The organism is Acinetobacter gyllenbergii CIP 110306 = MTCC 11365 (assembly GCF_000413855.1).
Lineage (GTDB): Bacteria > Pseudomonadota > Gammaproteobacteria > Pseudomonadales > Moraxellaceae > Acinetobacter > Acinetobacter gyllenbergii.
On record NZ_ATGG01000061.1, the window covers coordinates 99,928 to 113,168 of the forward strand.

Annotated in this window: 12 protein-coding genes and 1 pseudogene; 8 read left to right on the forward strand and 5 right to left on the reverse strand. The window is 39.7% G+C overall.

Features of this window, described 5'->3' with window-relative positions; genetic code table 11:
* Positions 1–39: 39 nt before the first annotated feature.
* The 3 genes from F957_RS00665 to F957_RS00655 all read left to right on the forward strand — a co-directional run bounded on the left by F957_RS00665 (position 40) and on the right by F957_RS00655 (position 4,465).
* Positions 40–966, forward strand: coding sequence for an alpha/beta hydrolase (locus F957_RS00665; protein WP_016541909.1), 927 nt, complete (start codon positions 40–42; stop codon positions 964–966).
* Positions 967–1,161: 195 nt separating this feature from the next.
* The gene (locus F957_RS00660; protein WP_016541910.1) at positions 1,162–2,037 is read left to right on the forward strand and encodes a phytanoyl-CoA dioxygenase family protein; all 876 of its coding nucleotides are present in this window, start codon (positions 1,162–1,164) and stop codon (positions 2,035–2,037) included.
* A gap of 418 nt (positions 2,038–2,455) precedes the next feature.
* Entirely contained in the window at positions 2,456–4,465 is a 2,010-nt protein-coding gene (locus tag F957_RS00655) for an esterase/lipase family protein (protein WP_016660707.1), read from the forward strand.
* A 222-nt stretch (positions 4,466–4,687) separates the two neighbouring features.
* Here F957_RS00655 and F957_RS00650 read toward each other — a convergent pair whose 3' ends face one another.
* Positions 4,688–5,284 carry a TetR/AcrR family transcriptional regulator gene (locus tag F957_RS00650; RefSeq protein ID WP_016660708.1) on the reverse strand — a complete coding sequence of 199 codons (597 nt, stop codon included), beginning with the start codon at positions 5,282–5,284 and terminating at the stop codon, positions 4,688–4,690.
* A gap of 81 nt (positions 5,285–5,365) precedes the next feature.
* Between F957_RS00650 and F957_RS00645 the strand changes: the two genes are divergently transcribed.
* Positions 5,366–6,118, forward strand: a complete 753-nt coding sequence (locus F957_RS00645; RefSeq protein ID WP_016541913.1) for a hypothetical protein — start codon at positions 5,366–5,368, stop codon at positions 6,116–6,118.
* A gap of 74 nt (positions 6,119–6,192) precedes the next feature.
* On the forward strand, positions 6,193–7,566 hold the full coding sequence (locus tag F957_RS00640; protein WP_016541914.1) for an NAD(P)/FAD-dependent oxidoreductase: 1,374 nt from the start codon (positions 6,193–6,195) through the stop codon (positions 7,564–7,566).
* Between the two features lie 128 nt (positions 7,567–7,694).
* On the opposite strand, the pseudogene F957_RS22025 reads toward F957_RS00640, so the two are convergent.
* Positions 7,695–7,994 (reverse strand): annotated as a pseudogene (locus tag F957_RS22025) (hypothetical protein).
* A gap of 187 nt (positions 7,995–8,181) precedes the next feature.
* On the opposite strand from F957_RS22025, the gene F957_RS00635 reads away from it, so the two are divergent.
* From F957_RS00635 to F957_RS00625, 3 genes are all read left to right on the forward strand, one after another.
* Complete coding sequence (locus F957_RS00635; protein ID WP_016541915.1) at positions 8,182–8,748, forward strand: nuclear transport factor 2-like protein; 567 nt, start codon at positions 8,182–8,184, stop codon at positions 8,746–8,748.
* A 76-nt stretch (positions 8,749–8,824) separates the two neighbouring features.
* Entirely contained in the window at positions 8,825–9,319 is a 495-nt protein-coding gene (locus F957_RS00630) for a chalcone isomerase family protein (protein ID WP_016541916.1), read from the forward strand.
* 15 nt (positions 9,320–9,334) lie between these two features.
* Positions 9,335–10,030, forward strand: coding sequence for a response regulator transcription factor (locus tag F957_RS00625; protein WP_005294193.1), 696 nt, complete (start codon positions 9,335–9,337; stop codon positions 10,028–10,030).
* Here the strand turns inward: F957_RS00625 and F957_RS00620 are convergent.
* From F957_RS00620 to F957_RS00610, 3 genes are read right to left on the reverse strand one after another with little or no spacing between them, the layout of a single operon-like run.
* Complete coding sequence (locus F957_RS00620; protein ID WP_016541917.1) at positions 10,027–11,352, reverse strand: sensor histidine kinase; 1,326 nt, start codon at positions 11,350–11,352, stop codon at positions 10,027–10,029. The genes F957_RS00625 and F957_RS00620 overlap by 4 nt on opposite strands.
* A 31-nt stretch (positions 11,353–11,383) precedes the next feature.
* Positions 11,384–12,433: an SAM-dependent methyltransferase gene (locus F957_RS00615; RefSeq protein ID WP_016541918.1), complete on the reverse strand. Its 1,050-nt coding sequence runs from the start codon at positions 12,431–12,433 to the stop codon at positions 11,384–11,386.
* A gap of 4 nt (positions 12,434–12,437) precedes the next feature.
* On the reverse strand, positions 12,438–13,220 hold the full coding sequence (locus F957_RS00610; protein WP_016541919.1) for a DUF1295 domain-containing protein: 783 nt from the start codon (positions 13,218–13,220) through the stop codon (positions 12,438–12,440).
* Positions 13,221–13,241: the final 21 nt, after the last annotated feature.

Sequence of the window (13,241 nt, forward strand, 5' to 3'; positions counted from 1 at the left end):
CCAATAGCAATCAAAGAGAAATCGATCAAGGAAAATATAATGGAAAATATTAAATTTACAAGTAAAGGAATTACCTGTTCTGCGTGGTATCTCCCTGCAACCTCAGAAGAGTTTATGACAGCTCAAGGACGGCCTTGCATTGTGATGGCCACAGGTTTTGGCGGTACCAAAGATACAGGATTACTCGATTTTGCCGAGCCGTTCAGCCAAGCAGGTTTTGATACATTGGTATTTGACTATCGCGGATTTGGCGAGTCAGCAGGCTCTCCTAGACAACATGTCTCTTACCTTCAACAGCGTGAGGATTATCATGCTGCAATTGAAGCTGCAAGGAGTTTGCCCCATGTAGATGGAAGTCGTATTGCGCTGTGGGGCACGTCTTATTCGGGTGGTCATGTGGTGGTGGTTGCTGCCCAAGATCCAAAAATATCGGCTGTCGTCTCCATGAATCCAGCAACTGATGGTTTAGCCGCGCTAAAACAAGTATTCCAGTATGGTGGAATAAAGCAGATAACAACTGCGATCGGTCATGGCATTAAAGATTTAATGCATGCCATCACTCAACGCCCTCCTCATCTGATTCCAATTGTTGGACAACCCGGTACGGCTGCCATGATCAGTACACCCGGTGCTGAAGAAAGCTATACCGCAATGGCGGGTCCAACTTGGCGGAATGAGGTCTGTGCTCGCGCAGCGCTCGAAGTTTCATACAACCGGCCCGTTACTTTCGCAAAAAAAGTGAAGTGCCCTGCTTTGATCCAAGTTGGTTCCAATGACCAGATCGCACCACCAAATCCAGCCCGAAAAACGGCACGTCTGATTCAAGGCCCTGCTGAACTGCTGGAATATCCGATTGATCATTTTGATTTTTATACCGAATCATGGCATGGCGCGGTACTCAATGATCAGATCGGTTTCTTGAAAAAGGCACTTGCTCCACAGACCAAGCGAAATGAAAATTTATAAATTTTCACTGTAGAAAATAATTTAATTCAAATACATACATAAGCTCATAGCATTCTGTGACAGCCTCAAAAATTTAATCAGCTATCGCGATGAAGACTAAAAACTGAAGCGTTATGTATGCAAACCAATCGCACAACAAAGCAGTTCATTTAAATGCTTTGAAATATCATCAATCAGGATGGATAAGGAATTCTTATGTCACTCGTCAAATTAAGCAAAGATACACAAGTCAATGAAATTGTTTCGATTATTAAAAGAGATGGTGGTGTCATCATTGAAAATTTTTTAAATGATGAAATGACCCACGATATTTATCAAACATTATCTGAGCAATTAGAGTTGATTCCAGATGGAGAAGATGAATATTTTGCGGGTACGAAAACCCGCCGAATGAGCCGTTTATTTGCGCGCTTGCCACAAATGCCATTGGTCGCAATGAATCCAGTATTTTTAGATACCGCAAAAGCGATTCTCCAAACTCCACTACAGGCATGGAGCGGTGAAAATAGAATTGAACTTTATCCAGACATTCAGGTTGGTGTGACTCAAGCGATTCAGATCTGGCCAGGTCAAAAAGCACAACCCCTACATCGTGACGATACGGTATGGATGTGGCAACATCCGGGTTATGGTCGTGAAGCCAGAGTACAAATCATGTTTGCTGTGACTGATTTTACAGAAGAAAATGGTGCGACTCGCGTCATTCCAGCCAGCCATTTGTGGGATGATCAAAGAGTACCTAAAGAAGATGAAACCATCGCGGCCGAAATGAAAGCTGGAGATGCTTTAATCTGGATTGGCTCAACCTATCATGGTGGAGGTGCCAATGTCAGCCACGCACCTCGTATTGGATTGACTATGTCTTATGATCTGGGCTTTCTCAGACAGGAAGAAAACCATTATTTATCTCTCTCCACCGAAACAATTAAAAGCTTCCCTGATGAGTTAAGAGGATTACTAGGTTGGAATATGAGCACCACTTTTGTTGGATTTGTCGAACATGAAGGTAAGATGATGAGTCCGATCGATATGTTAAATGTTCAGGAGTTTAAAACCACTGGGATTATCTGAGCCTTGGTATCTGGAAATTGGAAAGTAAGAAAACGTCGATCAAGTCGACTTTTTCTTACGCTTTTTATCGCAAATCACTGCCTGAAGATTTAAAAACTTCTGGATGCTTTAAATATTTTCATCACATTCTTATCAGTTCATTTAGACCATAAAATCAATCACTGGTATGCAAAAGCCTATATGCAACTGTGCTGTGCATGTTTGAAATCACCTTCAATGCAATTCTAGATATACTTTTCCTCACATCAACGCGAGTCAGTGGTTTCGGTAATAGGGCTAAAATGCTCAATCGACACTGATTAATGCTCTCATCTCCACACTGTTTCCACACTTTAATAATCGGCATTACACAAATATTCAAAATAATAGCAGCATCAAAAACTACCCTCATCTAGACAGTATGCCGAAGGGCCAATTTATGAAAAGACTTATATTTCCTCTATATCAGCCACTGTGTATTCTGACTGTATTTAGCGTTCTAGTAACAAGTGGCTGTCAGGTGGTTAGCCTAAAAAAACAGACGTTGCATACTACGATTGCCAATGAACGTAACAGTATTCTCACTCAAGGAAAGTTGAGTAGCGCCAGCCTGAATCTGCTCTATATGTCCGATATGGACATGAAATTGTGCATGAAAAACCCAAATGTATGTATTGTCGATCTGGAAAAAATTCCTCAGGTACAAACAGAACAATTATTATCAGCCGCGAGCGAGTTGTATCTGTCCAGAGCTTTGACTCTTGCAGACTCACATGATTGTAAAATCAATAAAAGTACTAAACTAGAATCTAAACCAGCCCAACAGGTGAATGAATGTTTAGACCAACAACTGCAAGCCTTAGATAAAAGTATTCGTTACAGCTATGCCTATCTGTTTAAGACTTCTCGTCAGCCTCAAGAGCGTATTTTTGATAACCGTCAGGTGCAAATTCGGGACTTTTATAATCAGGCACTGAACCAGTTAGTAAATGTGTACAGTGCTAAGAATTCATCAGCGACGATTCCAGACAGTATTCAAATTGGTGAAAGTACTTATAAGATTGATATTGATTCATATCCCAATCTACAAGGTAAAAAGCTTGAGAAATTTACCTCAAGCTACAACATGAACTTCTCTGGATTAAGAACCATTAACCGTCGTGATGGTTTCGGTGCAGATTTCGTCGCGGTTTTGCACACTAAAGAAAATGATCCCAAAAATGGAAATCCATATATTCTTGATCCACTGAGCTATGCTTACCCAAAGGGCGTTAATCCCAATATCCACCAAGCCCATTATCTTGCATCGACGCTGATTGCCCAGCCAGTCGATGAGCAAGCCACACTCAGCGAGATACTCAATCGGCCTGATTTCAAAATAAAAATCTACGATCCTTACAATGTAGAAAAGATCAAAATTGAAGATAAAGAATATTCCCTTGCTGCGAACTTCTCTGCACCCTATGGTTTATGGTTAGCGGAGAATAACTTGGGCTCTGCTGCCTACCTAACCTTGATTGACCGTAATCAACGTTTGACCATGCCTCATCTATATATGCTGGAACCTTATAATCCGAATAAAAAAGTGATTGTATTGATCCATGGACTCGCCAGTAGCCCAGAAGCGTGGATTGCGGTGACCAATGAAATTATGGGCGATAAGACGCTACGTGAGCATTACCAAGTCTGGCAAGTATTTTACTCAACTAATATGCCCATTCTGGAAAGCCGCTTTCAGATTTCTGCTTTATTGAAACAAACATTTGCTTCTCTTAATCCCCAAGACCCTGCATCTCAAAATGCTGTTTTGATTGGTCATAGCATGGGAGGAATTATTAGCCGCCTTTTAGTCAGTCATGCAGATATTTCAAAAGAAGCCTTACCAATGATGAGTAACCACGTTCAAGCACGTATGAGAAAACACCCTGTTATAGGCGAACGCTTAAAGATGGAACCGATTCCAAATTTTGATCGCGTCATTTTCCTCGCTGCGCCTCATCGTGGAACAAGCTATGCGGACCGCTGGTTCACTGTAACTGCACGAAAGATTATTGGACTGCCCTCAGCATTTTTAAAAACATTAACCGATACACTCACGAGCTATGACGATGATCTGAAAGACTTTGTAAGAACCATCAACAATAGGCTACAAAATGGCCCTAGCGATCTAAGTAATAAATCGGAATTTATGGAACTCACCTCGGATATACAGCCTAAAGAAGGTCTAGTTTTTCATTCCATCATGGGCAATATCAGCAAAAGTAATGATACTGATACGATTACCGATGGCATTGTTCCTTATAAAAGTGCTCATTTAGAAGGTGCGATTTCAGAGAAAATCATTAAAGGTGGGCACTCTATTCAAATAAAGCCTGAAACGGTATTGGAACTTCGCCGTATCTTAAGTCAACATTTAACCGAGCATGGTTTAAACAAAATGAAAAACTAAACTTCCAAAGCTAAAGTGGGAACACTTTAGCTTTTTTCTTTTTATTTCTCGCTTTCCTGTATTCTATTCCGAATCTCTTCTTGCACTTTTAGCGCATTGTCTAATAGTTTACTGAGCAAGATACCCACTCGGTATATAAGCTAAATAAAGCATCTTGAGGGCTGGTTTAATTCAGCGCATCTTTTCCCAAGCAATCTTTCGCAATTTTTTCTGCTGACCAAATTACATCAAGCGATTCAACAGCATTAATACTGTTTGTTCCATTTGCTTTTGTTTTTGTGTATCCGTAACACCTTGAACACTGAATCCCCAATATGCTTCAAATAAACAAGCAAGAACATATGCTGTCGAACTAATCGCATCTTGAGTTGCCTTGGGATACTCCTGTGCCAACTGACTTTCAAAATCAGGTAACCAGTGCTGTATCCAAAGATCATACAACATCTGCTTGATCAAGGGATTTCTGGCACTTTGCGCAACCAGTTCTAACCAAACAATCAAATCATCCTGAGTCCGATAAACTTCGGGCGTGAATAACATGATGATTCTATCGCTCAATGGTTTTCCACTAAAACGATGAATAATTTCAGTCCCCATTTCTCCAATATAGTGTTCAATGAAAGCATTGATTAAATCTGCACGTGAAGAAAAATAATGATGTACCAACGTACGTTGCATACCTGATGCTTCCGCTACTTTGGCAAAAGTAATTCCTTCTAGTCCTTCCTTTGCAACTACAGAAACAGCAGCTTGAAGAATTTCATACGACCTTTCATGCGCTTTACTCGGTCTTCCTATCTTGTTTTCCATCATCGTCATAAATAAAAAAAATGTTTACTAATTAATCATACCATATTATTTTACTGACATGACAGTCAATTAATTAAAGGAAGTCATATCATGAAAATTCTTGGACTTGCTGCTGGTAGCGAAATGGACGCTACAACAGCAAAAATCTTAACTGATAGTGAAATGCTACATGCCTCTATTCTAGAAATTATCAATATCTGTGGGCTGGTTGCCTGTATTGTATTGGCGCTTTCGGGCTGGATTTACGGCGCAAAATTTCTCAAGAAAAACAATTATCTGCTTGGACTAGAATGGTGGATTGTTGCTTTTTCTGCGACAAACTTTGTTTTGTATATGCTGACGGGTGGGCATGTTCATTATTCAATTACAATGTTTCTAGATTCATTCTCACGCAGCTTTGGTATGCCCGTCATTGCCGTACTAGGCTTAATGGCATTGACCCATAATTATAAACCTACAGCGTTGAAGGAAGTGCTGCTGTTCGTCGCTGCATTCGCGGGTACTTTTGTTATCTTCCTAGCCGATTTCTTTGACGGGATACGCCCGTATTTTTACGTCATCATGTGGGTGATTCTTTCCATTTATCTCTGCTACTTCATTCTTTGCTTAGCGCGTGCTGGGGAAACTCTGCATGCCGTGGCGACAACATTCACTTTAATCGTCAGCCTCGCCGTCGCGATCGTCTATGACTTCTTCCCGATTCCTGGCGATGATACGCATATGATTTTTATGACCTGGGCATTCATCACTTGGGCTTATGCGGTCATCCAGTTGTATTACGCCTATAACGCACTAGCACGTTCCCAGACACTTTCCAGAGAATCTCTGATTCCAGCCCACTAACCAACAAAACATCAAATAATTACTTTTAAAATCAAACCCTGTACGCAAGTACAGTGAAGATAAAAGGATAGCAAATGAATCATTTCAATGAAGAAATGGAGAACTACAATCCAAGCACATTGCCATTTCGATCTCTTGGTGGCTGGGTAGAAGAACCAAGTGATCTTCAGCCTGAACTGGAAGTCTCTGTCAATGCTGATGTCATTGTAGTTGGAGCTGGATTTGCGGGGCTTTCCACTGCCCTTGAGCTGACCGCCCGTGGTGCAAAGGTGATTGTGCTTGAACAGGAGTTTGGTGGTTTCGGTGCCAGTGGGCGTAATGCTGGTTATCTGCTTGGCAGTATGGGCATTGAGTTTGAAATGTTCGCAAAACGGGTCGGTGTTGAGCACGCACGAAAATTTGTGAATTTTTATGACGAAGCCGTGTGCTACGTCGAAAAGCGTCTAGCCGAGTTGGAAATTCAATGTGATTACAATCCTTCTGGCATCATACGTGCTGTGATTGATCCTTCTCAGGAAAAATGGCTACGTCGTAGTATGGAGGTTGGTCGTGAACTGGGTTCAATCACTCGCTTTGTAGATCAAGCCGAGATGCGCGATCGCGGTATTCCACCAGCGTTTCTATTTGGTAGTGAGCAACGTGGCGGCACGCTCAATCCTGGTAAATATGTCGGCGGTTTACGTCGTGCGGCAATTCAGGCAGGCGTTAAGCTCTATGAAAAAACGCCCTTGCTGTCTTACAGTGAAGGCGCGGAGATAACCTGCAAGACTCCACGGGGTCGTGCAACTGCCCCAATCGTAGTATTGGCGACAAATGCATTCACACCTCAGTTAGGGTTACTACGTGATAAGGTTGCGCCGATACGCGTATCAGCAATTGAAACCCAACAGTTGTCTCGAAAGCAATTGGCATCTTTGGGTTGGCAGAATAGAGAAGGAATTATTACACCGCATCTCATGATGGAGAGCCATCGTCTCACAGCACACAATACGATGGTGTTGACGGTGAAGAAGTTAAATTATGTTTATGGTTCAAAGACTCCGAATGTGCCAGATCAAGATGCCTATGCTGCACTGGCACAGACCTTGCGTGAACGTCATCCTACCTTGCAAGGTCTTGGTATTAAGCATTGCTGGAGTGGTTACGTTAGCGTGGCATATGATTTTCTGCCTGTGGTAGGTACTACAGGAACACATCAAAATATTATCTATGTTGCTGGCTGTACTGGGCATGGGCTTGCTACTCAGTCCTTTATGGGGCAGTTACTTGCCGAGAAAATCAAAGGCGTTGAGAATCCTATTTTAACAGCCCTGTATCATAAAACACCTTCGACCCTCCCTGAACCATTGCAGTGGTGTGCTTTTAAAACCGCTTTCTCAGCGGCTGCTTTTTATGATCGTCTAACTGACCGTAAAGCACGTTCTATGAGTACAGATTTGGAGATATAAAAACTTTAAATAAACAAGCCCTTGAAAGATCAAGGGCTTGTTTAAATGTTTATGAAAACGGTGACTGTCAAATTAAAGAAATAAACGATTTATTAAATAAATCAAGTACTAGACATTCCATGATCACATCACTGTACTTTGATGTTTGCTTCAGTTAATAAGCTTTCTTAGATGTCTTGTTCCATAAACAGAGCTCTTGATCCGTTTTGTTTTTCATATGTGCTTATGGATATTTTCCTTGAATCAGAAGTGAAGAATATCCAACACGATCATCAAACAGCAAGAGATTACTTACTGGCTTGGCATTTTTAATGCTGTGTGGCTTTTATACAAGCTACTTTTATATCTTGGTCATATTTGCTCCACACCTGCTCCGAAATTGCGAAAGTTACACTAGTCATCGCAGAACTAGCCACAAGCTCCAAAATAGAGAAACATTAGCGCCTATTTACCCTATGAACAAATGAACCCTTCTGATAAAAAACCTACTATTTTGTTCTTTTCATCGACTTTCTTGAGGTGAAAAACTTCAGCTAAAACTATCTATATTGCATTTCACATCCTATTCACACTTTCTGTTTTAAGCTAATTTTAAAATGGTGTGAGTTTAGCAATATGACATTTCTAAGAAGTGTAACAGTTTCAACACTGGCATTACTTTCATTGGTTAGCTGTAAAAGTATACCAAGTTATAGCACTGACTTTGATAAAGCAAATAAGCAGATCTCAGGAATTATATTGAATGATCAACAAGCTCAGCTTGTCGGACAGCGCTTTGTAGCTGCATTTAATACAATGGGAACTATTGATTTTGTTCAAAACACAAGCCGGCTCTATGCAGATCATTTATACATCAATGATACCCTTTCTCAATTTTCTACTAAAAATGAGCTCATTAAACATTTTGAAGGAATGAACAAGCGTGTCAGCAATGTCACTGTAAAATTAATGAGCGCAACGCACACAGATGATTCTGCCTATATTCATTGGCATATGGTGTATGACTTCAAAATGTTTGGCCGTATAAAAACGATGTCCTCATATGGAATTAGCCAAATCAAAATTAACAACAAGGGTTTGATCATTTTTCAGCAAGATTATTGGGACCCTGCTAATGGTTTATATCGTTCTCTACCCTATGTAGGAAATGCTTATTCCTTGCTTTTACCATTTAAAAAATAGTTTAAATTCAGCCTAGTAAATAAGATTCATGAACAGCTATAGATTGTTGAATTAAATATAAAAGTAGAGGTGCGAAATGCTTAATTATTTAAGAAAAATTGGACTGAGCGTCACATGTCTTATCACACCTTTAAGCTTAGTACATGCAAATACACAACTATGTAAAACAGCTCCCCTTGTCGTCACGACAAAAAATGTAGGATCAGTAAGCTATTATGCCAATAATTGCAGTCAAAACTGGGAAAATCAAAATATTAGATTAGATTTTTCTTATAACCAAAATATTCCAGAATGGGCATTTAAAAAAGCGGCGACTTACTATCTTAAGAAGAATGTGACTAATTTTTCAGACCAATCTGTTTTAAATAAAATTACTGCATTATATCACCCTGTAAAAAAGGGCGATCTCTACACTCTAAATTATGACCAAATGAGCAAACAGTTAAGCTTGTCTCTGAACCAAAAACGCTTAGGTGCAATTACTGATTCTCAAGCGAATCAATACTTTAAAATATGGTTTGGGGACTCACCATTTAATGCTAAATTAAAGCAACAATTACTAAATCTATAACTTGATCAAATTATTATGAACAATCAATTTATTCTTATGGTCGAAGATCACTTCGAGCTTGCTGCAACAGTCTGTGAATTTCTAGAACAACATGGCTTTGTCATTGATCATGCACGTAATTTAGATGCTGCACGCAATTTTTTAAAAACAAACCCTTACCATTTACTTTTACTCGACATTAATTTACCCGATGGTTCAGGCTATGATTTATGTGAATGGCTGAGGACTGATCAAGGCAAAGATATTCCAATTCTGATGTTAACGGCAAGAGACACATTGGATGATAAACTAAAGGGCTTCACCGCAGGAACAGATGATTATTTAATCAAACCTTTTGATTTTAATGAATTGGTGATGCGTATTCGGGCACTTATTAAGCGTTCTCTTGGCGAAGTGTCGACAAGTAAAATACAAATTCATGACCTGATTTTAGACAGTTCGACCCAAACTGTAACACGTGCAGGTCAGTCGATTGAGCTGCCCCGTATTCAATTCAAACTATTGAAGATATTGATGAGAAACTCTCCCAAAGTCATTACTAAACAAGAGATTGTGATCGAACTATGGGGTGATGAAGAACCTGAAAGTGATGCTTTACGCAGTCATATCTACAACTTAAGAAAAATGATTGATAAGCCTTTTCAAGAGAAGTTGATCCATACCATTTCAGGCGTTGGCTTAAAAGTTGCGTTTGATTTGAGTACTCATTAATTCATATACACCACAACAATTAAACCGGTTGTATTTTCTAATTGGAGATGAGGATGAGTGCTTAAATAATATTGGCGGTCAAATAACTCAACTCTCCATCCCAACTGAGTGCATAGCTTCCTAACCAGTTGTAAACCAATCCCATGCCCTTTGGCTGTAAGTTGAAATTGTGAGCTTAACTCCTGAACTTTACGATCATTGGGCATTTCAATGCCAATCCCATTATCGGCAATCACAATACTGTTTTGACGTTGAATAATATGGATATTAGATCCTTGAGAATAATTCAGTGCATTGCGCAGAATGTTACTCATCACCATTTTAGTCATTGAGGGATAAATCAGTCGAGATAACTCTTGAGGGTCATAGTGAACAAAAATTTGAACGCCTTTGCTTTGGCTAACAGGCTCAAGATCCTTTAGCAAATCACTAATTATATTGGATAATCGTGTTTGTTCAGCAGTTAAGGTATTGGTAGTATTGCGTGCGATCGCCAATAGTGTTTCGACAAGCAATTGCATATCCTCAATGGTATTGGAAATACGATGCAGTGCTTTATCTTCCCCATATTTAACCTGACAAAGCTGTACACTACCTTTTAAAATTGTGAGTGGAGTGCGTAATTCATGACTAACATCCCCTGTAAACTCACGTTCTCGGTTGATGAAATCGTTTAAAACTTGATGATACTTTTCTAAAGCCTGCTTTAAATATTCAGCTTCCAGATTGCCATTGGTATTGATGCCTTGAAAGGGAGAAGCTTCTTTATTTTGATGCGCCCAATCAATATGATCTAAAGCGTTTGCTAGCCGTGTAATTGGTGAAAAATAACGTTTAGCTCTCCGATTTGAAAACCATAAGATGCTATACAGTACAATTAGGCTGAACATTAACGGTGCTAAACCAAACATCCACACAATTTTGTTGACATTACTTTCACCAAAAACAAGAAGGACATGTTGTCCATTTCTTTCACCATAAACAGTCATTCGATCTTTACCATCGACGAAGACCCGATGAACGCCCTGCTTTAAAGTTTGATTTTTAAACACTAAAGGTGGATCTTTACTTAGCCAGCGATAGCCATATAAATTTTTTGTATCGGGTAAATCAGCATTGGGATTACGATCAACTCGCATCCAATAATGTTCCATTTCTTGCTCAAGCGCTGTTTTGAGCAGTGAGCCTTTAATGACCCAGGCACTACATGCAATACCGATAATAATCGACAGCGCGATTAACCCGATTTGCAACCAATAATGACGATTAAACATCTCACTCAGTGGATGAATATTTTCACCGCTTTTATTGGATTTAAACATAAACATATCTACTGATAGATTCTCATTTTAATTATACGGTTTTCTTTTTGAACAGGAAGTGACCGATGACCCATTCTTGTCCTTGTTCAAATCCAAACAATTCCGCGCAAGCCATAAAAAAGATACGCCAACGTTGCCACCAAGCATCGGCATGCTGTGCATATACTTGCTCGAACAGTGGTTTTAATTGTCCAGCGTTACGATCCATGTTTTCCAGCCAGACATTTGCTGTTTTTTCGTAGTGCGTACCTGACCATTGCCAATGCTGTGATAACTCCAAATCTGTTTGAAAATGCAAAAATGTAGAGGTTGCTGGCATTAATCCCCCTGTAAAGAAGTAGCGAGACATCCAGTCGTATTCACTTTTTATTTCAAATGGATAGTGTAAGAAGCGATGGCAAAAAATATGACACCATAACAATCCATTAGGCTTGAGCCATAATTGAATTTTCTGAAATAATTTTTGATAGTTTCTAACGTGCTCAAACATTTCTACAGACACAACACGATCAAACGAATTTTCTTTTAATTCGAGTATGTTGACATCACAGGTGATGATTTTAATATTTTCCAGACCACGTTTTTCCGCTTCAGCTAAAATATGTTGACGTTGCGTTGCGGAATTAGATACAGCAGTAATTCTAGCGTTCGGATAATGCTCCGCCATCCATAAGGTAAAAGAACCCCAACCACAGCCGAGTTCCAAGATATTTTGACCATCATGCAATTGCGCTCGTTCACTGTAAACTTGCAGTGCGAACTCTTCTGCCTCATCTAATTGGGTTGTATCATCAGCAAAAAAACAGGCACTGTATTTTAATCTTTTGCCTAAAACTGCCTGAAAGAAAGCGGTTGGCAACTCATAATGTTGTTCATTGGCTTTGTCAGTTTCAATCGCAATTTCACTCTGCTTCAACATGTTCAACACATCCATATAGCGTTGAGCACCTTGTTCTGGATCATAGCGACCCTCTTGAATCAAACGCTTTTTGCTTAATGTACGAATTACTGCACGAATCGCTTGATCAGGCACTAGGCCACTCTCAACGAGTTTCAATGATTGCTGAATAATAAAGTCCATACGCTCACCTATTTTTGGGTTTCCATGGAATAAATATAGAAGTTCGTTTTTGATAATCGAGATAATTTTGACCTCGATTTTTTAATGCCTGCTGTTCACTAAATGGAATCCCCGTGATGTAATACAAAAAGAACCACATCAAAACAGGATAAATCCATAGGCTATATAACCCAGCCGCCAACCCAATTACTGGATAAGCAAACCAATGTATCCATTCAAAAAAGTAGTTTGGATGACGTGAATATTTCCATAGCCCCTGATCCATCGTCTTTCCATGATTCTGTGGATTTTGCTTGAAACGGTATAATTGCTGATCTGCTATTACTTCACCCATAAATGCAATCACCATAATCACGCCTGCAACAATAAGAAGATCATTGCTTTGGTTATTCCAAACTGTATTTGGCACATTCAGTAAACTCCACATTGGAATACTAAATAAAATTGCTAAACCCGCTTGAAACATAAAAAAGGCAAAAAAGCCAAGGTGTTGATATTTTCCCATCGCTAACCGCATATTGGCATATCGACGATCTTCTTCGTGCTCTGCCATATAACGGCGAAATAAATGCACACTCAATCGTAAAAACCAGACAGAACTCAGAATGCCGATAAACCATGTGACATTCTCTGGTGCAACATCTATACACCAAGCAGTAATGACAATATTCAGGAAAATACAAAAACTCCATGCCACATCAACAATGCCTGCACGATGGTTGTATGTGGCCCATAGCCAACAAATTGTCATCACGACAGTATCAAGTACAAACAATTGCCACAACATACGTGCCTCCTTGATGCATCA

Coding starts and splice junctions, on each gene's coding strand:
- F957_RS00650 (WP_016660708.1), bottom strand. CDS start 5,284: ATGACGATGATGGAAAACAAGATAGGAAGACCGAGTAAAGCGCATGAA.
- F957_RS00640 (WP_016541914.1), top strand. CDS start 6,193: ATGAATCATTTCAATGAAGAAATGGAGAACTACAATCCAAGCACATTG.
- F957_RS00625 (WP_005294193.1), top strand. CDS start 9,335: ATGAACAATCAATTTATTCTTATGGTCGAAGATCACTTCGAGCTTGCT.
- F957_RS00635 (WP_016541915.1), top strand. CDS start 8,182: ATGACATTTCTAAGAAGTGTAACAGTTTCAACACTGGCATTACTTTCA.
- F957_RS00615 (WP_016541918.1), bottom strand. CDS start 12,433: ATGGACTTTATTATTCAGCAATCATTGAAACTCGTTGAGAGTGGCCTA.
- F957_RS00645 (WP_016541913.1), top strand. CDS start 5,366: ATGAAAATTCTTGGACTTGCTGCTGGTAGCGAAATGGACGCTACAACA.
- F957_RS00660 (WP_016541910.1), top strand. CDS start 1,162: ATGTCACTCGTCAAATTAAGCAAAGATACACAAGTCAATGAAATTGTT.
- F957_RS00665 (WP_016541909.1), top strand. CDS start 40: ATGGAAAATATTAAATTTACAAGTAAAGGAATTACCTGTTCTGCGTGG.
- F957_RS00655 (WP_016660707.1), top strand. CDS start 2,456: ATGAAAAGACTTATATTTCCTCTATATCAGCCACTGTGTATTCTGACT.
- F957_RS00630 (WP_016541916.1), top strand. CDS start 8,825: ATGCTTAATTATTTAAGAAAAATTGGACTGAGCGTCACATGTCTTATC.
- F957_RS00610 (WP_016541919.1), bottom strand. CDS start 13,220: ATGTTGTGGCAATTGTTTGTACTTGATACTGTCGTGATGACAATTTGT.
- F957_RS00620 (WP_016541917.1), bottom strand. CDS start 11,352: ATGTTTAAATCCAATAAAAGCGGTGAAAATATTCATCCACTGAGTGAG.